We start from the raw sequence: 21,038 nt of genomic DNA, 5'->3' as shown, positions 1-21,038 counted from the left end.
CTAATACCTGTCGCTTAATCTACAGGTATTAGGCTATTGATCGCGAACAAGAATATTATGCCTGCAATGCGGCAAAAAAGTGTTCCCGTACCGCTTCGGCATCCACGCCGAGGCACAAGCGCTGCGGGCGGAGTCCGGCAAACGGATCTTCACGTGAGGCGAGGGCGCTGAGACGCCGTACTGTTTGGCCACGACTGATGCCTTCCGTTATCACGCGCACTGGTGCTTCGGTCACGGTGAACGCCTGCGGCAATGCCAGCCATGACAGCGTCAAGGTGTCGTGCAGCGCCATGCCATCAAATCCCTCTTTTTGCAGGCTGTAGGCCAGATAAGGACGGCAGATGGCGTTCAATACCGGCTGATTTAACTGCCGCACTTCATCGCCGGTAATCAGCACCTTGTGCGTCACATCCAGCGGGAGTATCACCACCGGCAGCGCCGAGGCCAGCACCTGATCGGCAGCATGCGGATCTTTCCAGATATTGAACTCGGCAAACGGTGAGACGTTACCGGAATGGCCGTCAGTGCCAAAGGCACCGCCCATGATCACTAACTCTTTCACCAGTGGAATGATATCCGGCGCTTGATTGATGGCGCTGGCGATATTGGTCAGCGGACCAATCGCCACGAGAGTGATGGCATGAGGCTGCGCGCGCACGCTATCAATAATAAACTGCACCGCGCTGGGTGCTTCTTCACTGTGTGAGTTCTCGAACGCATCACCCAATCCATCCAGACCGTGCAGCGTGGCAGGCGCAGAAGGGGCCAACGCCAGCGGACGCGAGCAGCCGCAATACACCGATGCTTCAATCCCCATCATTTCGCAGAACAGTCGGGCATTTTTCACTGCCTGGCCCACCGCCACATTGCCGAATACCGTGGTAATGCCCAGCAGCTGCTGAGTTTTAGCCGCATAGGCCAGCGCAAAAGCGTCATCCACGCCAATATCAGTGTCAAAAATCAGGGTACGCATCGGGATCTCCTTTTGTTCTTAAAATGGGTGATAAACAACCATTGCCACCAGGACATAAAAAGTCTAAATTTAGTCTATTCAGGAGGTGTTTATGAAAATCGAAACGATTAGCTATATCAAAAAAAATGCAGCCGCTCTCGATCTTTCCGAGCCAATTCTTGTGACGCAAAACGGCACACCAGCGTATGTTATTGAGTCTTGGGAAGAGCGCCAACAACGGGATGAAACGCTAGCTCTACTTAAATTGCTGGCCCTCTCGGAAGAGGATAAAGCTGCTGGGAAAGGTATGACTCGCGAACAGTTACTCGAAGGCCTGTGAGGATGATATGGAGCACAAGGATGAGCAGTTCACTATTATTTATCTCCCCACTGTTCGATTAAGTCTGGAAAAGATTTCTGCTTTTCATCGCCGTTTAGGTAACGATTACAACGCTATCATTGCGCGAGTGATTGACGAGTTTGAATCGCGAGTACGCAATTTTCCTTCAAGTTGCCCCGTGAGTTCCCAATTGGCTGATTTGGGTGTCACGCGTTACCGCGAATTCAACAGCAGTGAAAACTACCGCATATTATTTTCAATTGAAGAAAACACGGTGTTCGTTCATGTGCTTGTGTCATACCGGCAAAGCATCCAACAATTATTATTGCGACGCATACTTGTGCATTAATGACGCACTGATCTCTGGTGTATTGTCACCCCCGCTGCGCCAGCGTATTATCGTCCCCCTAAGGTGATGGCGTGCCACCTTCCCCAACCGCCGTTCTGGAAACAGACGGCTGATGACGCCTGACAACACTCGTATCCCTGCGCGGGAGACGGCGGTGTGTCAGGCGTTTTTCTGTCCTGCCGCGGCCCTGCGCGTAACTCATTTCAGGAGCTCCAAAAGTATGTTGAAGTCGTTACTGGCTGTTGTGCTTGGCGGTGCCGTGGGCTGCTCGCTACGCTGGCTCATTTCCCTGCGGTTCAACGCGTTGTTTCCTAATCTGCCGCCGGGCACCTTAATGGTGAATCTGATTGGCGGGTTTATCATCGGTGCAGCGTTGGCGTTTTTTGTCCGCAATCCGCATATTGACCCTTTCTGGAAATTGCTGATCGTCACTGGCTTGTGCGGCGGTTTAACCACCTTCTCTACCTTTTCAGCGGAAATTGTCGGCTTGCTGCAAACCGGTAAATACCTCTGGGCGATGTCGAGCGTGATGGTGCATGTGATGGGTTCACTGCTGATGACCTTCGCCGGCTTTGCGGTGGTGAATCTGCTGGGATAAAGGCCCTGCGCATCACGGGCTTGAAATAACGCCTAAGAGGTAGATACTGGTCGCTGTTCTGTTTGCGTGACAAGCAGAACCTGTCACCGATTTATCCGGACGATTAGGGAGCCCGTTGATGCGAAGTAACCCCAAATTCCTTAACCTGGTGTTGTTAAACGGTGAACCTGAGCAGAAACTGCGCGCGGCCCGTGCCGCCGGTTTCGATCAGGTCGAAATCTGGCGAGATGATGTGGAGGCCAGTACGCCGCAGCTGGCCCAAGAGTTAAACCTGGGATTTACCAATGTTCAGGTACTGCGCGACTTTACCGGCAGCCCTGACCGCGAACGTTTACAGAAGCGTGAAGAGCTGCGGCAGTTTATCCAGATTGCGCAGTCTATCGGTTGCAACACCATTCAGGCACCGGCCACCACGCGTGAAGATTGCGTGGCGGAGCGCATCGATGAAGATCTGCGTTGGATGGCCTCGGAAGCCGCGCGCTATAACATGCGCATCATGTACGAACCCATGGCGTGGTGCAGCGTGGATAATACGCTGCCGCTGGCGTGGGAACGATTGCAGCGTCTGGACCAGCCGAATATTGGACTGGTGGTCGATCTGTTCCACATCTGTGCTTTAGGCGGTGATGCCTCGCAGCTGGATGGCATTCCTGCCGATCGTATCTATGAAGTGCAGCTGTGTGATATGGCAGAGATACCGCCGCAAGAGAGGGGCGCGTTGAGCGATTTTGCGCGTCACCAGCGCTTATTGCCCGGTGACGGCATTATTGAAGTGGATCGCTTTGTCGATAAGCTAAAAAGTGCCAGCTATCGTGGCCCGGTCGGCATTGAAGTGTTCAACGATGGGCTGAAAGCGCAACCGCCGGAAGTGGCCGCGCAACAAGCCTGGCGCGCATTAAATCGCTACTGGCCTTAGTCCTGCAAACACTGGGCAATGAATGCGGCTGCCTGCATCGCACCCTGTGACGAAATGGTGTGGCCGGTAGCAGCTTCATAGCGCGCTTCCACCGTGACGCCTGCCGCCTGCAGACGCGCTACCGCAGACTCACTCTCGCTAAACGGAATCACATCATCCACTTTGCCGTGAATCAGCAGGGCCGGGGTCTGCGGGTTGGGTGTTAATGCACCCTCAAAAGACAACCGGCCGGAAAACGCCACCACGCCCGCCAGCGGATAACGGCCAGATGCCAGTGCATCCAGCGCCATGATCGAGCCCTGAGAAAAGCCCACCAGAATCACTTTATCCCAGGCATCCGCCATACCGTGCTGCGCCATCAGTTGATGCAGTGTTTCATCAAACGCCTCGCGGGCTTGACGCACGCGAGCAGGACGATTTTCTGGGGTAATGCCCGTCAGGCTAAACCACTGATAACCCATCGCATGTTCAAATGGATAGGGCGCGTTCGGCGAGGCAAAGGCCACATCCGGCAGCAGGCTGGCCCAATGCTGGCCGAGTACCGCCAGATCGTCGCCATTACTGCCCACCCCATGTAAAAAAATCACTAATGCTTTTGCCATCTTCCTGCTCCTTATAAACCATAATCCGCCATATCCGGGCCCGCCGGCACAATCCCATTCGGGTTCAGCGCCTTAATCGAGTAGTAGCCCTGTTTGATATGGTCGATGTTCACTGTCTGACGCACACCTGAAACTGCCAGCATACTCTTCAGATAGCGATCGAGCAGCGGATAGTCGCGCAGGCGGCGCAGGTTACATTTGAACAGGCCATGATAGGCAACGTCAAAACGCACCAGCGTCACGAACAACCGAATATCGGCTTCAGTCAGGCGCTCGCCGAGCAGGAAGGTACGGCCATCTTTCATACGCTGTTCAAGTTCGTCTAACTGGCTGAACACATCATTAAACGCCTGCTGATAGCTCACCTGCGTAGTGGCAAAACCAGTGCGATACACGCCGTTGTTGAGACGTGGATAGATCGATGCGTTGATCGCGTCGATCTCAGCACGCAGATCCTCTGGATAAAGATCGAGGCTGTTGTCTGCCAGATCGCCAAAACCGCTGTTGAGCATACGCAGGATGTCAGCTGACTCATTATTCACAATGGTCTGCGTTTTCTTATCCCACAGCACCGGCACGGTCGCGCGGCCGGTGAAGTCAGCATCAGCGCGGGTATAAATCTCGTGGATGTACTCGGCTTTGTTGAGCCAGTCACGGTCGGAGCCCGGATAATCACCGAAGTGCCAGCCCTGAGCACCCAGTTGCGGCTCTACCACTGATACGCTGATCACTTTCTCCAGTCCTTTCAGACTGCGTGCGACCAGCGTGCGTGAAGCCCAGGGGCAGATCAGCGCCACATACAGATGATAGCGATCCGGCTCGGCGGCAAATTCGCTGGAGCCGTCTGCGGTAATCCAGTGGCGAAAACTGGACGTCTGACGGACAAATCCGCCCTGTTTATCGGTGGCTTGAATCGGGTGCCACTCTGCGCTCCACTTACCGTTAACCAACATATGCTCGACTCCTCTCTGGTGATGGAGTGAGCATACCGCGCTGCCGGTTAGGTGATAATCCGGGCAAAATGGCTTTCATTGCTTCCAAATTGGAAGGAATCAGCCGGGCGGATGCTGCTGGAAATGATCGGCGAGGAAATCGATTAGCAAGCGGGTCTTCTGCGCCAGATGGCGGGCGGGGGGATAGAGGGCAAACAAGCCCATCGGCGGCGTGGCGAAGTTATCCAGCAGCGAGACGATTTCGCCTCGTTGTAGCGCTGGTGCGGCAATAAAACCGGGCAGACGGGCGATACCCAATCCGGCAATCGCTGCCTGCAAACAAGCTTCGGTATTGGAGAAACACAAGCGGCCACGAATCGGCATGCTGACACTGTCGCCGCAGGGCGTCACAAATGGCCAGTGCCAGGGATCGCGGAAGTTGGTGTCGCTAATACATTGATGCGTCGCGAGGTCACGCCAGTGCTGCGGTGTGCTGTGCTGCAGTAGATAGCCCGGCGAGGCCGCCACGCGAATCGGTACATCGCCCAGACGACGTGCAATCAGGCTGCTGTCATCCAGCTTGCCAATGCGAATCGCCATATCGAAGCCCTCATCGACGATATTCACTGCACGATCGGAGAAGTTAACATCCAGTTCAATGAGCGGATAGTGACGTGCAAACGCCACGAGTACGCTGGCGAGCACCGCTGTACCAAAGGTGCCGGGCGCGCTTATTTTTAAGCGCCCCGTCGGCGTGGTGGCGTTTTCTCGCACCGTGGCATCCAGCGTGTCGAACGCCTCCAGCAGCGTTTTCACGCGTTCGTAATAGGCGCGACCCACTTCCGTGGGTGACAGTGCACGCGTGCTGCGTTTAAACAACTGCACGCCCAGTTCTTGTTCCAGCCGGGAAACCAGCTTGGACGCCTGCCCGCTGCTGGTGCCAAGGCGCTCCGCGGCACCAGCAAAACTGCCTACTTCCAGCACAGCGACAAACATGCGGTCACAATCGAGGCGATCCATGGCGGTTCCTGAGGTGAAAAGGGTGAGTATACACACTCGTTAATGATCAACGATAAATCGCGTTGCTATCATAAATTGCTAAATGCGACAAAATGTCGCACAATCTCATCTGCTGTACGTCAGGCAATGACGTATTGATAGTACACCCTCACCACACCGTCGCGGGTGGCGACAACAAGAGGTTTATATATGGCAACCAGCATTCGCTTAGACGATGATTTCGTTGAAGATGTGAGAACACATGCCGAAGCAATGAGTCGCAGCGTGCCAAAACAGATTGAGCACTGGGCCAGGATTGGTCGCATAGCAGAGGATAATCCCGATCTGACGTTCTCATTCATCAATGAGATCTTACTGGCTAAAGCAGAAATGGATAACGGCAAGGTCAAAAAATATGTGCGCAGAAAAGACCGGACAGGAAGTTGAAGTATATCAAACAGGTCGTTTTGAGAAGGCTTTTAACCGCCTGACGGAACAGGACAAGGAGGGTGTTGATGAAGAGATTGATCGCATCATTGCGAACCCAGAGATAGGCGAACGCAAGAAAGGTGATCTGAGCTATCTCTGGGTGCACAAGTTTTACTTGGGTAAGCAGCAATATCTGTTGGGTTACAGTTGGGTAGATCAGAGATTGGAAATCTATTTGCTGAGTCTCGGCACGCATGAGAATTACTATGATGAGCAGAAACGCCACCGCAAAGGTGACCTGAAACTTATCGGCTAAACGATCCTGCACTACAGCTTCCTCAAGTGGTGGAAGCTTTTTTTCATCCTCAAGCCCCTTCCAGTCGATTCACATTCAGTGCGCCCCCTCTTTTCCCTTGCAACAAAACCTGTTGAACTAGTTGTTCGCCTTTAGCTGGCCGGGAGCCATGCATGTCTTTGCTTCATCTGTCATCGCTGGCGGAGATTTCCGCCCTCGAATGGGATGCGCTGTTACCTGACGATCAACCGTTTTTACGCCATGCCTTTCTGCTCACGCTGGAAGAGAGCGGCAGCGTGCGGCCGGAAAACGGCTGGCAACCGGATCACTTGCTGTGGCGGGAAAAGGGCGTGCTCAGCGCCGCGCTGCCGGGCTATCGCAAACGCAATTCGCAAGGTGAATACGTATTCGATCATGCGTGGGCCGATGCCTGCCACCGCGCCGGCATTCAATACTATCCAAAATGGCTGGGTGCGATCCCGTTTAGCCCGGTCACCGGTGCGCGTTTATTGGGTGAAGGAGCCGCTATCAGCCAACTGCTCGCGGCGTTGCCTGATGAACTGGTACAGCATGGCCTGAGCGGTGCACATATCAATTTCACCACGCCGTTCGCCAACGATGTGATGGAACAGCAGCCCGACTGGCTCGCGCGTCTCGGCATCCAGTATCACTGGCATAATAAAGGCTACCGCGATTTTCAGGATTTCCTCGACACACTGATGTCACGCAAACGTAAACAGCTGCGCAAAGAGCGTGAGCAGGTGCAAAGCAGCGGCTTTGAGTTCAACTGGTATCGTGGTGACGAACTCAGCGAAGATCAGTGGGATTTCGTCTACATCTGCTACGCCAACACCTATGCGGTACGTGGTCAACGTCCTTACCTCACCCGGCAATTCTTTAGCCTGCTGGCCGAACGCATGCCGCGCTCGATTCGCGTGGTCATGGCCACGCTGCAGGGCCATCCGGCCGCCATGGCGTTCTATCTGGTGGATGGCAATTCGCTGTACGGGCGTTACTGGGGCTGTCTGGCAGAGTTTGACCGTCTGCACTTTGAAACCTGCTTTTATCAGGGCATGGATTTCGCCATTGCCGAAGGATTACAGCGTTTTGATGCCGGTGCGCAGGGCGAGCACAAACTGGTGCGTGGCTTCGAGCCGCAGATTACCCATTCCTGGCACTACCTGTGCCATCCGGGATTGCGTGAAGCCGTAGAAGAGTATTTAGTGCAGGAACGGGCAGGGATTCGCGCCTATGCCATTGAGGCGCGCGAAGCCCTGCCGTATCGACGCGGCGATTAATCTTCGCCGACAAAACCACCGGTCTGATGCTGCCACAGACGCGCGTAGAGTCCATTATGCGCCAGCAGTTCGCGGTGATTGCCCATCTCAACAATCTCACCTTTATCCAGCACCACCAGTCGATCCATTTTGGCGATAGTAGAAAGGCGGTGCGCGATGGCAATCACCGTTTTGCCTTGCATCAGCGTTTCCAAACTCTCCTGGATCGCCGCTTCGACTTCGGAATCGAGGGCGGAAGTCGCCTCATCCATGATCAGAATGGGTGCATCTTTCAACAGCACGCGGGCGATGGCGATACGCTGACGCTGACCGCCCGACAGTTTCACCCCGCGCTCACCCACATGTGCATCTAACCCGGTGCGGCCCTGTGGATCGGACAGCAGCGGAATGAACTCGTCGGCACGGGCGCGAATAATCGCCGCCTGCAGTTCATCTTCCGTGGCGTTCGGTCGCCCGTACAACAGGTTTTCTCGAATCGAACGATGCAGCAGTGAGGTGTCCTGAGTAATCATGCCAATCTGGCCGCGCAGACTCTCTTGCGTCACTTCGGCGATGTTGTGATCGTCAATCAGGATGCGCCCGCCGTTGATGTCGTACAGTCGCAGCAGCAGGTTCACCAGCGTGGATTTACCCGCGCCGGATGGCCCAATCAAACCGATTTTTTCACCCGGTTTGATATTCAGGTTGAGGCGATTGATCACCTGGCGGCTGCCGCCGTAATCAAAGCGTACATCTTCAAATCGAATCTGCCCGCTCGTCACCTGCAGGTTTTTCGCCTGCGGTTCATCCTGCACGCTCAGTGGCTGCGCGATGGTGTTCAATCCATCTTGCACCATGCCGATGTTTTCAAAGATGCCGTTCACCACCCACATAATCCAGCCGGACATGTTCACCAGGCGAATCACCAGGCCGGTGGCTAATGCAATCGCACCGACGCTGATCAGCGACTGGCTCCACAGCCACAGTGCCAGCCCGGAAGTGCTGACAATCAACAGGCCATTCAGCGTCGACAGCGTGATATCCATGGTGGTGACCATGCGGCTGGCGTGCTGGGTTTTGTCGGTCTGCTCCTGAATGGCTTCGCGCGCGTAGCGCTTTTCCAAATCGTTGTGCGCGAACAGTTTGATGGTGGCGATGTTGGTGTAGCCATCGACGATGGTGCCCATCAATTTAGAACGCGCTTCTGATGAAACCACCGAACGCTGCTTTACGCGCGGCACAAAGAAGCTCAGCGACACGCTATAGGCAACGATCCAGATAATCAGCGGAATCATCAAACGCCAGTCGGCTTCGGCGAACAGCACCAGTGACGTCACGGCGTAAATCACCACATGCCAGATGGCATCCACCAGCTGCACCGCGGAATCACGCAGGGAGTTACCGGTCTGCATGATGCGCTGAGCAATGCGCCCGGCGAAATCGTTCTGGAAGAAGTTCAGGCTCTGGCGCAGCACGTAGTTATGATGCTGCCAGCGGATCATGCTGGTCATGCTCGGGTTAATGCTTTGATGCACCAGCATATCGTGCAGCGCGATAATCACTGGCCGCAGAATCAGCGCGACAAAACCCATCCATAGCAGCACCTGCCAGTTGTCGGTGAACAGCGTGGCGGGCGTTGAGTGATTCACTAAATCGATGATGCGGCTAAGGTAGCTAAACAGCGCCACTTCAATCAGCGCCTGCGCTAATCCCACAATCAGCAGGGCGACAAAGCTCGGCCACACCTGACGCAGATAATAGAGGTAAAACGGCCAGACGCTGGAAGGGGGAGAATCGGTTGGTGCATCCTGGAAAATATTGATAAAACGTTCAAAACGACGATACAACATACAGTCACTCTTTCCGTTTGGTAAGAGTTAACAGCTTAGTGCAATTGAAAGGGATTACCGACATGGATCTGATCATTCGCGGTCGCGAACCAACCGATGCGGCTGCATACCAACGCCTTTACAGCCACCCTGAGGTCTATCGCTGGACCACGCAGTTGCCGTTTCCCAGTGTGCAAACCTGGCAGAAAAAATTCGAGAACATGGACGCGGCAGGCTATATCGGCTTTGTGGCCGAAATTGATGGCCAGATGGTGGGCGAGCTAACGCTGTTTGTTGAGCAGCGGCCGCGCACGCGCCACAGCATCAGTTTTGGTATCAGCGTCGATCCGGCGTTTGGCGGGCGGGGAATCGGTGAAAAACTGATTCGTAACGCCATGGATTATGCCTTTAACTGGCTCGGCATAGTACGTATTGAGCTGGAAGCGTTTCACGATAACGCACGAGCGCTGCGCCTCTATCAGCGTCTGGGTTTTGAGCAGGAAGGGGTGAAACGCAAAGCCTGTCTGCGTGAGGGTGAATATCACGACATCGTGGTGATGGCGAAACTGCGCGATTAAGTGACGTGCGGGTTTTGATCAGGCGCGCATAAAGGCGTCATTAAGGCTTTTGCGATATTTGACCAGGTGCGCATAAATGCGCACCCTACGGAGGGGATGAGGGGTTCGTAGGGTCGCCATTTATGGCGACCGTGCAAACGTTACTGACTCTTCTCCACGTACTTCTGCATGTTCTCTTTGGTCACCAGCTCGAACGGGATCCAGACGTGTGAATCCACTTTCTCGCCTTTAATCAGCTTCTGCGCCACATCCACCGAGGCTTTACCCTGACCAATCGCATCCTGGAACACGGTGACCTGCATTTTATCCTGCGCCATGGCTTTCAGACCATCCGGCGTGGCATCGATCCCGCCGACCAGAATCTTCTTGTTGCTCTTCGCCAGCGCCATCGCAGCACCAATCGCCATTTCATCGTTGTTAGCGGCGACGATATCAATCGCCTCGCCGTTACCGATCCAGTTGAGCATCAGATCCATGCCTTCATTACGTGCATAGTTGGCCGGCTGCTTCTGCACCACTTTCATGCCCGGATGTTTCGCCACCACCTGCTCCACATCTTTGGTGCGTTGCAGCGCGCCCGCATCAGTCAGATTGCCGATCATGATCGCCACATTGCCTTTGTAGTTGGCCATTTTCGCCAGGGCTTCCATTTGCAACGTGCCGGACTCGCGCTCATCCGAACCGACAAACACTACGCCCGTGGGCAGCGTTTTGTCGCCTGGCGTGCGATTCACATACACCAGCGGGATTTTCGCCTGCTGCGCCAGCCTGGTCAGCTGCGGCGTGCTGGCGGAATCCACCGGGTCGACGATGATGGCGTCAACGCCCGCCCCGATAAAGCTCTGCACCTGATCGGTCTGACGGCCAACGTCGCCGCGTGCATCTTCAAATTGCACATCGAGTCCGCGCGCCTTGGCCTCTTTATCAATCGACTGGCGAATAATGGTTAAAAAGTTCTGATCGAAATACGCCATTGATACGCCGATTTTCTCTGCCAAAGCGGAGGCAGAACTGGACAGCAGGCCAAGCAACAGTATCGCCTTGAGGGTTTTCATCGCGGACTCCAGGATAAGCTTGTTATTAGAATGAATGTTTCAATGAGATTTAAAATGGCTCAATGAAATCATTTTCAGACTACGAGGCGGTAAGGACCCTGACAATCAACATGTATGGATTTTGCAGCTAAGCGCACATTTTGCTCGCGGGTGCATCATGCTGGCGGCCTCATGTGACGAGCCGGTGGATGATGATTTGCAGGCTCATAGTGATGTTGCGAAGGTTTTCTCAGAGCTGGCGCACATTCCGGTGCAAAAGCATCGGCTTATTTAAGGTTCTGTGCAGCGCCGCACCCTGCTTTGTGGCAGATGCCAAAACGGACGCAAAATTACCGCAAGGATTCCTCCATTCGCACAATGACCACCTCACATCTGGCTCTCTATAGTTGCTGAACAGTGAAATTTAAGCGGTATTCCTGAACATCATCGCTTCGGAGCAGGACGCTCCTTCATCAAGGGGTTCAGCCATGTTACTAAGTAAAAACCGCAATGAGAACAGCCATGTGCGTATCTGGATCCTCTGTCTGATCCTGTTTCTGTCCGTGGTGGCGTATGCCGATCGTTCGATCTTGTCGATCTCCGGATCGGCGATCAAAGAGGAGTTTGGTCTGTCGGCGATCCAGCTTGGCCTGATCCTCTCGGCGTTCAGCTGGGCGTATGTGATCGGTCAGATCCCCGGTGGGATATTCCTTGACCGCTTCGGCACTAAAAAAGTCTACGGCGTGACGCTGGCGCTGTGGTCGGTTTCTACCATTTTGATGGGCTTTATTGGCGAATTTTCCAACGGCATGACCATGGCGCTGGTGTTGATGTTTGCGCTGCGCTTCGCGCTCGGCCTGATTGAAGCGCCGAGTTTTCCGGCCAATGCCCGTGCGGTGATCATGTGGTTCCCCGGCGCCGAACGTGGCCGAGCCTCATCGCTGTTTGCCTCAGCGCAGTATTTTGCCGTTGCCATCTTCTCGCCGCTCTCCGGCTGGCTGGTGTCTCGCTTCGGTTGGGAGTGGCCGTTCTTTGTGCTGGGAGGCATTGGCGTGCTGGCGGTGTTTGTGTGGGGTTGGTATATGCGCAGCCCAAAACAGCATCCGCATGTGTCAGCCGCAGAGTTGAAATATATTGAGGAAGGCGGTGCGCTGGTGGATATCGATTCAGCGCAAACGCTGAAAGCCCGCCCACCGCTGAGCAAAGCGATGTTCAAGACCTTGCTCAGCAATCGCATGCTGTGGTGCGCCTATATCGGGCAGTACTGCATCATTGCGCTCAGCTACTTCTTTATCACCTGGTTCCCGATTTACCTGGTGCAGGCACGCGGCATGAACATCATGGAAGCGGGCTTTGCCACCATTGCACCGGCGCTGTTTGGCTTCCTTGGTGGCATCAGCGGCGGTTACATCTCTGACAAATTGCTGGCTAACGGCTGGAGCCTGTCGTGGGCGCGCAAAACGCCCTATATCGTCGGCATGCTGATGGCCGCCTCGCTGATTCTGGCAGCCGTGATCCCGACCAATGCCGGCATTATCGCCATTATGTCGTTTGCCTTCTTTGGCAAAGGCGTAGCGGCGGGCGCGGGAACCTGGACGATTGTTAGCGATACCGCACCGAAAGAAGCTGTGGGTCTGGCGGGCGCGATCTTTAATGGTATCGGGAATATGGCCGGATTTATCACGCCACTGCTGTTTGGCATCATCGTTGGTGTGACCGGTAGCTACAGTATTGGATTGGTGTTCGTTGGCGCGCATTGCATTGTCGCGGCGCTGCTGTTCCTGCTGGTCATGGGCCCGATTGAACGTGTCGGCGACGAGCAGGATTCGTCTGCAACATCCTACGAAACTCAGGGGAAACAAGATGGGATCAAAGCCGTTTAACGTGCTGCTGAAAGGGCCGCTGTTGCCGCAGCGGCTGCAGGATAATCTCGACGCGCATTTCACTACCTCGCGCCTGTGGCAGCAGGAAGACCAGGCGGCCTGGCTGGCAGAACACGGTGCCAGCATCGATGCACTGGTGACCAGCGGTAATGCGCTAATGGGTGCCAATGCAGAATTGCTGGCGCGTTTGCCCAATCTGAAAGTGATTTGCAGTAATGGTGTCGGCTACGACGCCATTGATATCGCGGCTGCCGAAGCGCGTGGCATTGTGGTGACTAACACGCCAGGCGTGCTCAACAGTTGCGTGGCCGATACCGGCATGGCGCTGCTGCTGGATGTGGCGCGCCGCATCAGCGCATCGGATCGTTATGTGCGCGCCGGTAACTGGCAAACGAAAGGACGTTATCCGCTGACAACGAAAGTCGGCGGGAAAGTGTGCGGAATTGTGGGGCTAGGCGGTATTGGTAAACAGTTGGCGAAGCGCGCGCAGGCGTTTGATATGGAAGTGCATTTTTACAACCCGCGCTCGCGCCCGGATGTGCCTTACACGCGACATGACTCGCTGCTATCACTGGCAAAGCAGGCGGATTTCCTGGTATTGACGCTGCCGGGTGGCGCATCGACGCATCACCTGGTCAATGCTGAGGTGCTGCGTGCGCTGGGGCCACAAGGTTTTTTGATTAACATTGCGCGCGGCAGCGTGGTGGATGAGCAGGCGTTGATTGCGGCGCTTGAAGTCGGTGAGATTGCGGGTGCCGGTTTGGATGTGTTCGAGCACGAACCGGCGGTGCCTGCCGCACTGCTAAAGCGTGATGATGTGGTGATCACTCCGCATCTCGCCAGCAGCACCCATGAAACCATGGCCGCGATGGCGGATCTGGTGTTTGAAAACCTGCTGGCGTTCTCGCAGGGTGAAGCGGTATTGACGCGGGTGGTATAGCTTCTGCTGCATGATAAATAGCGCCGTTACCGATGCATACAGGCAAACGTAGCGGCTGCACAATGCTAAGTTGCTCACAGTTCATATGAAGTTTTCTTGAATCTCAAAATAATTTTGTAATCTCGCTAGAATACTTCATAATATGTTAAATATTGCACTTTGATATTGTGCATTTCGGCGTTAACTTGCCTGCCTGATTTAATTTTCAGGCAGGGAAGCATATGAAGGGTGCAATTAGACATTTTCGGGATGATTGGCTTGAGCAATTTTTTATTTATGCCTTACCACACAGGTGCCTCCCCAAAACAATTGAATCCGCGCTCGCGCGTAAGCTCGATATCATCAATGCCGCTAAAACGCATCGTGACCTGCGCTCGCCGCCCGGAAATCGTTTTGAAGCCCTAAAGCCTCCTTTGCTGGGGTATTACTCCATCCGCGTTAATGAGCAATATCGACTCATATTTAGCTGGATGAATGGCGAAGCCAGCGATCTTTATCTCGATCCGCATTCTTATAAAAACCACCGATAACCACTGCTTGTGGTCGAAAATTACCAGCAAAGAGACACAAAAATGAATCAGGCAAAACGTAAGCCCACCAGTGTTGGTGATGTGCTGCAGTATGAGTTCCTCGAACCCCTTCATCTCAAAGTGAATGATTTAGCTGAGATGCTGAATGTACACAGGAACACCGCCAGTGCGATGGTCAATAACAATCGCAAACTGACTACAGAAATGGCATACCGTTTAGCGGCCGTTTTTGATACTTCCGTTGATTTCTGGCTCAACCTCCAGCGTTATCAGGACCAATGGGAAGTTGAAAATGATGCCCGCACGCAGGAAGAGTTAAGCCGTGTCATCCCGCTAAGCACTTTTATGGCACAGCGCGGTATGCAGGTTGCCTGACGATTTATAACCCTAAACCCATACAGAAAAGCGTAGCGGCGCAATTTATTGCGTATCTGTCAGCAGCTCTGCGGCTGTAAACATGCACGATGAATAGTGCCGCCACCGCTCGCTGAGTTTTTCGGCCATCCATCTCCTGAACGGTCGCTCGAGATATGAGCGATAAATCACACCGCGAAAGATCGCACAAATCACTCCTGAAGATTATTTGCTCAGCTGCCGATACCTCTCCTTACCATCCACTGATATTAAGGAGCGATATCGTGATAAAGCTGATTAACGTTGACGAACTGCGGCAGGGAATGTTCATCCACAAACTGGAGGTTTGGTGGCTCAAGGACAAACGCATTCGCAACCAAATGCTGATCACCGATAAACGCCAGATCGCGATGATCCGCAATGAAGGGATCCAGCAAATCTGGATCGATCTCGATAAGTCGGTGCAGGCACCTGCAAAGCCTGCGCCGAAGAAAGCCATTCCGCAAACCCCCTTTTTTAAAGAGCTGGACCAGGCGCAAACCATCTTTAATCAGGGCAAGCCGCAGGTACTGGCGATGTTTAACGAAGCCCGTATGGGGCAGGGGCTGGATCTCGACTATACGATGGATCTGGTGGACGATATTGCCGGGTCGATTACCCGTGAACCGACGGCACTGCTTAGCGTGGCGCGGCTGAAAAATCACGACGATTACACCTATTTGCACTCCATGGCAGTGTGCGGTTTGATGATCTCGTTGGGTAAAAAAATGGGGCTTGATGAGCACCAGCAGCGGCGTGTAGGCATGGGCGGATTGCTCCATGATGTGGGGAAATCGGCGGTGCCGCTTGAAATCCTCAACAAACCCGGCAAGCTCACTGAAGAAGAGTTTACCGTTATGCGTCAGCACCCGATTGTTGGTGCGCAGATGCTCATGGAGGCCGATGCGGGCGAAGACCTGCTGGATATCGCGCTGCATCATCATGAGAAATTTGACGGTAGTGGTTATCCGCATGGCCAGAAAGGGGAAGAGATCTCGCTGTTTTCCCGCATGGCCGCGGTGTGCGATGTCTATGATGCTGTCACCTCTAATCGTCCTTACCGCAAAGGCTGGACGCCCGCCGAGGCGATGCACAACATGCTGAGCTGGCGCGGCCATTTCGATAACACGCTATTGCACGCCTTTGTGCGCACCATTGGCATTTATCCAGTGGGATCGCTGGTGCGACTGGCATCCGGGCGCGTGGCGCTGGTGGTGCAGGCTGGCGAAAAATCATTGCTGAAACCCAAAGTGCATGTGTTCTGGTCTTTACACGCGCAACGTGAAGTGAAACCTGAAGAGCTGGATCTCGGGGATTCGTTCTGCACCGACAGTATCACGGGGGCCGAAGACAATAGCCTGTGGCAGAACATCGACCTCAATCGTATCTGGGCACTGGAAACCGCCTAATTCGACTGCATTTTTATACTTTCTTTACGCCGGATTCCCGCCTTTTTACCCCTTCTTTATGCCGCGCCGCGCATGCTTGCAGCACTACCAAATCCTCTGGAGGTTGCTGTGAGCGTGGGCGTGATTACCGGCATCGTGCTGGTGTTTATCTTGTTGGGCTACCTGATTTATGCCCTGCTTAATGCGGAGGCATTCTGATGGCTGCGAATGCGTTTTTACTGATTGCGGTGTTCCTGCTGGTGCTGATGGTGCTGGCACAACCGCTGGGGCGTTTTCTTGCGGTGCTGGTGGCCGACAAACCGCTGCTGCCGCGAACCGAGCGGGCGCTGTGGCGGCTGGCGGGCGTAGAAAACGGCGCGATGCGCTGGCCGCACTATCTGCTGGCGATTCTGCTGTTCAATGCGTTGGGTTTCTTGTTGCTACTGGCTATTTTGATGCTGCAAGGATCGTTGCCACTGAACCCGCAACACCTGCCTAATCTGAGCTGGGATCTGGCGCTGAACACCGCCATCAGTTTTGTCACTAACACCAACTGGCAAGCCTACGCCGGCGAAAGCACGGTGAGCTACTTTAGCCAGATGGCGGGCCTCACGGTGCAAAACTTCCTGTCGGCGGCGACCGGTATCGCGGTGGCCTTTGCGCTGATTCGTGGGTTTGCCAATCGCTCACTGGCTACGCTGGGTAACGCCTGGCGCGACCTGACGCGCATCACCGTCTATGTATTATTGCCGATCAGCCTGTTGATGGCGCTGTTCTTCGTTTATCAGGGCAGCATCCAGACGTTTGAGCCATACCACGCACTCACCACGCTGGAAGGGGCACAGCAAACGCTGCCGCTCGGTCCGGTGGCCTCGCAGGAAGCGATTAAAATGCTGGGCACTAACGGCGGGGGCTTCTTCAACGTTAACTCGGCTCATCCGTTTGAGAACCCGACCGCGCTGACCAACTTTGTGCAGATGCTGAGTATCTTCCTGATCCCCGCTGCGCTGTGCTTCACCTTTGGTCAGCATCTGGGCGACCGTCGTCAGGGCCATATGCTGCTGTGGGCGATGACCATCATGTTTGTGCTGGCAGTGGTGACCGTGATGTGGGCGGAGCTGCGCGGTAACCCGCACTTCCTGACGTTAGGGGCGGACAGCGCCATCAATATGGAGGGCAAAGAGACGCGCTTTGGCATCCTCAACTCCAGCCTGTTTGCGGTAATCACCACCGCTGCATCGTGTGGCGCGGTGAACGCCATGCATGATTCCTTCACCGCCCTCGGCGGAATGGTGCCGATGTGGCTGATGCAGCTGGGTGAAGTGGTGTTCGGCGGCGTGGGTGCCGGGTTGTACGGCATGCTGCTGTTTGTGCTGCTCGGCGTATTTATTGCCGGTCTGATGATTGGTCGCACACCTGAGTACATGGGTAAAAAGATCGACGTGTGGGAGATGAAAATGACCGCACTGGCGATTCTGGTGACGCCGACCCTGGTACTGCTGGGGACCGCACTGGCCATGATGACCGATGCCGGCCGCGCCGGCATGGCTAACCCCGGCATTCATGGCTTCAGTGAAGTGCTCTATGCCGTTTCGTCTGCATCTAACAACAACGGCAGTGCCTTTGCTGGCTTAAGCGCTAACACGCCATTCTGGAACCTGTTGCTGGCCTTCTGCATGTTGATCGGGCGCTTCGGCATCATCATCCCGGTGATGGCGATAGCCGGTTCGCTGGCGGTGAAGAAAATCCAGCCGGTGGGTAACGGTACGCTGCCGACCCACGGCCCACTGTTTATCGCGCTGCTGATTGGCACCGTGTTGCTGGTGGGGGCGTTGACCTTTATCCCCGCGCTGGCACTCGGCCCAGTGGCGGAACATCTGCAATTAATTCAGGGATAACGGAATCATGAGTCATCAACAACTGGCGCTGTTTGATGCGGCGTTAACGCGCACCGCCATGATCGATGCGGTGAAAAAACTCGACCCGCGCGTACAGTTTCGCAATCCGGTGATGTTCCTGGTGTGGCTGGGCAGCGTGCTGACCTCGCTGCTGGCTATCGGGATGCTCACCGGCCATCTGAGCGGCAATGCCGGATTTACCGCAGGGGTTGCCATCTGGCTGTGGTTCACCGTGCTGTTTGCCAACTTCGCCGAAGCGCTGGCGGAAGGGCGCAGTAAGGCGCAGGCCAACAGTCTGAAAGGCATCAGCAAAACCAGCGATGCGAAAAAACTGGCTGAGCCGCGCCACGGTGCCCAGTGGCACAACGTGGCGGCCGACACACTGCGAAAAGGCGATGTGGTACTGGTGGAAGCCGGTGACATCATCCCGTGCGACGGTGAAGTGCTGGAGGGGGGTGCTTCAGTGGATGAGAGTGCGATTACCGGTGAATCGGCTCCGGTGATCCGCGAATCCGGCGGCGATTTTTCGTCGGTCACCGGCGGTACGCGCATTCTTTCTGACTGGCTGGTGATTCAGTGCAGCGTCAATCCAGGCGAAACCTTCCTTGATCGCATGATCGCCATGGTGGAGGGCGCCAAACGCCGTAAAACACCCAACGAAATTGCGCTAACCATTTTGCTGGTGTCGCTGACCATCGTGTTCCTGCTGGCAACCGCAACCTTGTGGCCGTTCTCCGCTTATGGCGGTACGCCAGTGAGCGTGACGGTGCTGGTGGCGCTGCTGGTGTGCCTGATTCCAACCACCATCGGCGGCTTGCTGTCGGCGATCGGCGTGGCGGGGATGAGCCGCATGCTGGGCGCTAACGTTATCGCCACCAGCGGTCGTGCAGTGGAAGCGGCGGGTGACGTGGATGTGTTGATGCTGGATAAGACCGGCACCATCACGCTGGGTAACCGCCAGGCGACGCAGTTTATGCCTGCACCTGGCATCACCGAGCAGCAGTTAGCGGACGCCGCGCAGCTGGCCTCGCTGGCGGATGAAACCCCGGAAGGGCGCAGTATCGTGGTGCTGGCGAAGCAAAAATTTAACCTGCGCGAACGCGATCTCAGCAGCATGGGGGCCAGCTTTATTCCGTTCTCAGCACAAACGCGCATGAGCGGCGTCAATGTGCAAGACCGCCTGATCCGTAAAGGCGCCGTTGATGCCGTTCGTCGCCATATCGAAGCCAATCACGGTCGTTTCCCGGCTGAAGTTAACGCCAGCGTGGAAGAAGTGGCGCGTGCCGGGGGCACACCGCTGGTGGTGGCTGAAGGGGCGCAGGTGCTGGGCGTGGTGGCGCTGAAAGATATTGTGAAAGGCGGTATCAAAGAGCGCTTCGCTGAACTGCGCAAGATGGGCATCAAAACCGTGATGATCACCGGGGATAACCCCCTGACGGCGGCGGCGATTGCGGCAGAAGCAGGCGTGGATGATTTTCTTTCGGAAGCGACACCGGAAGCCAAGCTGGCGTTGATTCGCCAGTATCAGGCAGAAGGGCGCCTGGTGGCGATGACGGGTGACGGCACCAACGATGCCCCTGCACTGGCACAGGCCGATGTAGCGGTGGCCATGAACTCGGGTACGCAGGCGGCGAAAGAGGCTGGCAACATGGTCGATCTCGACTCCAACCCGACCAAACTGCTAGAAGTGGTGCACATCGGTAAACAGATGCTGATGACGCGCGGTTCGCTGACCACCTTCAGTATTGCCAACGACGTGGCGAAGTATTTCGCCATCATTCCGGCCGCCTTTGCCGCGACCTATCCGCAGCTCAATATGCTGAACGTGATGGCGCTGCACTCGCCGAACTCGGCGATTCTGTCGGCGGTGATCTTTAACGCGCTGGTGATTGTGTTCCTGATCCCGCTGGCACTGAAGGGCGTGAGTTATCGCCCAATGAGTGCTGCTGCTCTGTTGCGCCGCAACCTGTGGATTTACGGTGTGGGCGGACTTGTGGTGCCGTTTATTGGTATTAAAGCCATCGATCTGCTGCTGACGCTGTTTGGCCTGGTTTAAGGAGAAGAGAAATGAGTCAGTTACGTCCGGCTATTGTATTGTTAATACTGCTGACGCTGTTAACCGGCGCGGTTTATCCGTTGCTGACCACGGGTTTGGCGCAGTGGTGGTTCCCGTCTCAGGCCAACGGCTCGTTGATTGAGCAAGATGGCGCGGTGCGCGGCTCCGATCAAATCGGGCAAGCCTTTAGCCAGCCGGGACACTTTTGGGGCCGCCCGTCGGCCACCGGCGATACGCCTTACAACGCGTTGGCTTCCAGCGGTAGCAATCTGGCGGCGAGTAATCCGGCGCTGGATAAAGCCGTGGCGGAACGCGTGGCTGCGCTGCGCACCGCCAATCCACAGGCTCCTGCTGCGGTACCGGTTGAGCTGGTGACGGCATCGGCGAGTGGACTTGATCCGGATATTTCGCCGGAAGCCGCACTTTGGCAGGCACCCCGTATCGCTGCAGCACGCAATATGGCGCTGAAGGATGTGGAAGCGTTGATTGCCCGCAACACCGAACGCCCGCTGCTGCCATTTATCGGTGAAGAGAGGGTGAACGTGCTGCGACTGAATATGGCGCTGGATGCACTGCAGGGATAAGACCCGGTACGCATCAAGGCGTCATTAATACGGTGCGGTATATAACGAGGTGCGCCTCAAGGCGTCATTGAATATGTTGCTGTTTATGACGAGGTGCGCATCAATGCGTCATTGAATACGTTGCTGTTTATGACGAGGTGCGCATCATTGCGTTATTGAATACGATGCGTTTTTTGACCAGGTGCGCATCAGTGCGCACCCTATAGTTTTTAGGGCCGTCATTGATGGCGACCGTT

23 protein-coding genes and 1 riboswitch are annotated in these 21,038 nt (G+C 55.2%); of the genes, 17 read left to right on the top strand and 6 right to left on the bottom strand.

Annotated elements, in window-relative coordinates; translation table 11 throughout:
- Positions 1-55: 55 nt before the first annotated feature.
- On the bottom strand, positions 56-973 hold the full coding sequence (locus VH86_RS05755) for a nucleoside hydrolase (RefSeq protein ID WP_045832213.1): 918 nt from the start codon (positions 971-973) through the stop codon (positions 56-58).
- Positions 974-1,064: 91 nt separating this feature from the next.
- Between VH86_RS05755 and VH86_RS05750 the strand changes: the two genes are divergently transcribed.
- The 4 genes from VH86_RS05750 (at position 1,065) to VH86_RS05735 (ending at position 3,155) form a co-directional block, all read left to right on the top strand.
- Complete coding sequence (locus tag VH86_RS05750; protein WP_034819917.1) at positions 1,065-1,292, top strand: type II toxin-antitoxin system Phd/YefM family antitoxin; 228 nt, start codon at positions 1,065-1,067, stop codon at positions 1,290-1,292.
- A 7-nt stretch (positions 1,293-1,299) separates the two neighbouring features.
- Positions 1,300-1,641 carry a plasmid stabilization protein gene (locus tag VH86_RS05745; RefSeq protein WP_045814134.1) on the top strand — a complete coding sequence of 114 codons (342 nt, stop codon included), beginning with the start codon at positions 1,300-1,302 and terminating at the stop codon, positions 1,639-1,641.
- Positions 1,642-1,694: 53 nt separating this feature from the next.
- Positions 1,695-1,770: riboswitch (Fluoride riboswitch) on the top strand.
- Between the two features lie 91 nt (positions 1,771-1,861).
- A complete protein-coding gene (gene crcB / locus VH86_RS05740; protein ID WP_045832212.1) occupies positions 1,862-2,239 on the top strand; it encodes a fluoride efflux transporter CrcB in 378 nt (125 codons plus the stop codon).
- Between the two features lie 118 nt (positions 2,240-2,357).
- Complete coding sequence (locus tag VH86_RS05735) at positions 2,358-3,155, top strand: sugar phosphate isomerase/epimerase (RefSeq protein ID WP_045814132.1); 798 nt, start codon at positions 2,358-2,360, stop codon at positions 3,153-3,155.
- Here the strand turns inward: VH86_RS05735 and VH86_RS05730 are convergent.
- The 3 genes from VH86_RS05730 to VH86_RS05720 form a co-directional block, all read right to left on the bottom strand.
- Positions 3,152-3,757, bottom strand: coding sequence for an alpha/beta hydrolase (locus VH86_RS05730; RefSeq protein WP_045832211.1), 606 nt, complete (start codon positions 3,755-3,757; stop codon positions 3,152-3,154). The two genes, VH86_RS05735 and VH86_RS05730, sit on opposite strands and share 4 nt — an antisense overlap.
- A gap of 11 nt (positions 3,758-3,768) precedes the next feature.
- The gene (locus tag VH86_RS05725) at positions 3,769-4,710 is read right to left on the bottom strand and encodes a glutathione S-transferase family protein (RefSeq protein WP_045832210.1); all 942 of its coding nucleotides are present in this window, start codon (positions 4,708-4,710) and stop codon (positions 3,769-3,771) included.
- A gap of 99 nt (positions 4,711-4,809) precedes the next feature.
- Positions 4,810-5,709, bottom strand: a complete 900-nt coding sequence (locus tag VH86_RS05720; RefSeq protein WP_045814130.1) for a LysR family transcriptional regulator — start codon at positions 5,707-5,709, stop codon at positions 4,810-4,812.
- A 189-nt stretch (positions 5,710-5,898) separates the two neighbouring features.
- Here VH86_RS05720 and VH86_RS05715 point away from each other — a divergent pair, with 189 nt between their 5' ends.
- The 3 genes from VH86_RS05715 to VH86_RS05705 all read left to right on the top strand — a co-directional run bounded on the left by VH86_RS05715 (position 5,899) and on the right by VH86_RS05705 (position 7,710).
- A complete protein-coding gene (locus VH86_RS05715; protein ID WP_045814129.1) occupies positions 5,899-6,135 on the top strand; it encodes a ParD-like family protein in 237 nt (78 codons plus the stop codon).
- Positions 6,104-6,433 (top strand): type II toxin-antitoxin system RelE/ParE family toxin, encoded by a 330-nt coding sequence (locus VH86_RS05710; RefSeq protein ID WP_045814128.1) that lies wholly within the window; start codon positions 6,104-6,106, stop codon positions 6,431-6,433. The genes VH86_RS05715 and VH86_RS05710 overlap by 32 nt, the downstream gene beginning before the upstream one ends.
- A 152-nt stretch (positions 6,434-6,585) precedes the next feature.
- Positions 6,586-7,710, top strand: a complete 1,125-nt coding sequence (locus VH86_RS05705; RefSeq protein WP_045832209.1) for a GNAT family N-acetyltransferase — start codon at positions 6,586-6,588, stop codon at positions 7,708-7,710.
- On the opposite strand, the gene VH86_RS05700 is transcribed toward VH86_RS05705, so the two are convergent.
- Positions 7,707-9,539 (bottom strand): ABC transporter ATP-binding protein, encoded by a 1,833-nt coding sequence (locus VH86_RS05700; protein WP_045814126.1) that lies wholly within the window; start codon positions 9,537-9,539, stop codon positions 7,707-7,709. The two genes, VH86_RS05705 and VH86_RS05700, sit on opposite strands and share 4 nt — an antisense overlap.
- Before the next feature lie 62 nt (positions 9,540-9,601).
- Between VH86_RS05700 and VH86_RS05695 the strand changes: the two genes are divergently transcribed.
- Positions 9,602-10,096: a GNAT family N-acetyltransferase gene (locus tag VH86_RS05695; protein ID WP_045814125.1), complete on the top strand. Its 495-nt coding sequence runs from the start codon at positions 9,602-9,604 to the stop codon at positions 10,094-10,096.
- Between the two features lie 140 nt (positions 10,097-10,236).
- Here VH86_RS05695 and VH86_RS05690 read toward each other — a convergent pair whose 3' ends face one another.
- Positions 10,237-11,151 carry a sugar ABC transporter substrate-binding protein gene (locus tag VH86_RS05690; protein WP_045832208.1) on the bottom strand — a complete coding sequence of 305 codons (915 nt, stop codon included), beginning with the start codon at positions 11,149-11,151 and terminating at the stop codon, positions 10,237-10,239.
- A 467-nt stretch (positions 11,152-11,618) separates the two neighbouring features.
- On the opposite strand from VH86_RS05690, the gene VH86_RS05685 reads away from it, so the two are divergent.
- The 9 genes from VH86_RS05685 to kdpC all read left to right on the top strand — a co-directional run bounded on the left by VH86_RS05685 (position 11,619) and on the right by kdpC (position 20,802).
- On the top strand, positions 11,619-13,013 hold the full coding sequence (locus VH86_RS05685; RefSeq protein ID WP_038644205.1) for an MFS transporter: 1,395 nt from the start codon (positions 11,619-11,621) through the stop codon (positions 13,011-13,013).
- Positions 12,994-13,953: a 2-hydroxyacid dehydrogenase gene (locus VH86_RS05680; protein ID WP_045832207.1), complete on the top strand. Its 960-nt coding sequence runs from the start codon at positions 12,994-12,996 to the stop codon at positions 13,951-13,953. Before VH86_RS05685 ends, VH86_RS05680 begins: the two co-directional genes overlap by 20 nt.
- 221 nt (positions 13,954-14,174) lie before the next feature.
- Positions 14,175-14,483 (top strand): type II toxin-antitoxin system RelE/ParE family toxin, encoded by a 309-nt coding sequence (locus tag VH86_RS05675; RefSeq protein WP_045832206.1) that lies wholly within the window; start codon positions 14,175-14,177, stop codon positions 14,481-14,483.
- 42 nt (positions 14,484-14,525) lie between these two features.
- Complete coding sequence (locus tag VH86_RS05670) at positions 14,526-14,858, top strand: HigA family addiction module antitoxin (RefSeq protein WP_038644208.1); 333 nt, start codon at positions 14,526-14,528, stop codon at positions 14,856-14,858.
- 263 nt (positions 14,859-15,121) lie between these two features.
- Positions 15,122-16,285 (top strand): HD-GYP domain-containing protein, encoded by a 1,164-nt coding sequence (locus VH86_RS05665; protein ID WP_038644209.1) that lies wholly within the window; start codon positions 15,122-15,124, stop codon positions 16,283-16,285.
- Positions 16,286-16,393: 108 nt separating this feature from the next.
- A complete protein-coding gene (gene kdpF, locus VH86_RS24975) occupies positions 16,394-16,483 on the top strand; it encodes a K(+)-transporting ATPase subunit F (protein ID WP_064511346.1) in 90 nt (29 codons plus the stop codon).
- The gene (gene kdpA, locus VH86_RS05660) at positions 16,483-18,162 is read left to right on the top strand and encodes a potassium-transporting ATPase subunit KdpA (protein ID WP_045832205.1); all 1,680 of its coding nucleotides are present in this window, start codon (positions 16,483-16,485) and stop codon (positions 18,160-18,162) included. Before kdpF ends, kdpA begins: the two co-directional genes overlap by 1 nt.
- 7 nt (positions 18,163-18,169) lie before the next feature.
- Positions 18,170-20,218 (top strand): potassium-transporting ATPase subunit KdpB, encoded by a 2,049-nt coding sequence (gene kdpB / locus VH86_RS05655; RefSeq protein ID WP_045832204.1) that lies wholly within the window; start codon positions 18,170-18,172, stop codon positions 20,216-20,218.
- An 11-nt stretch (positions 20,219-20,229) separates the two neighbouring features.
- Positions 20,230-20,802 (top strand): potassium-transporting ATPase subunit KdpC, encoded by a 573-nt coding sequence (gene kdpC / locus VH86_RS05650; protein ID WP_045832203.1) that lies wholly within the window; start codon positions 20,230-20,232, stop codon positions 20,800-20,802.
- Positions 20,803-21,038 lie beyond the last annotated feature (236 nt).

The organism is Pantoea sp. BL1, from assembly GCF_000963985.1.
Taxonomy (GTDB): Bacteria; Pseudomonadota; Gammaproteobacteria; order Enterobacterales; family Enterobacteriaceae; genus Pantoea; species Pantoea rwandensis_B.
This window is presented reverse-complemented; position numbering and strand designations above follow the sequence as displayed.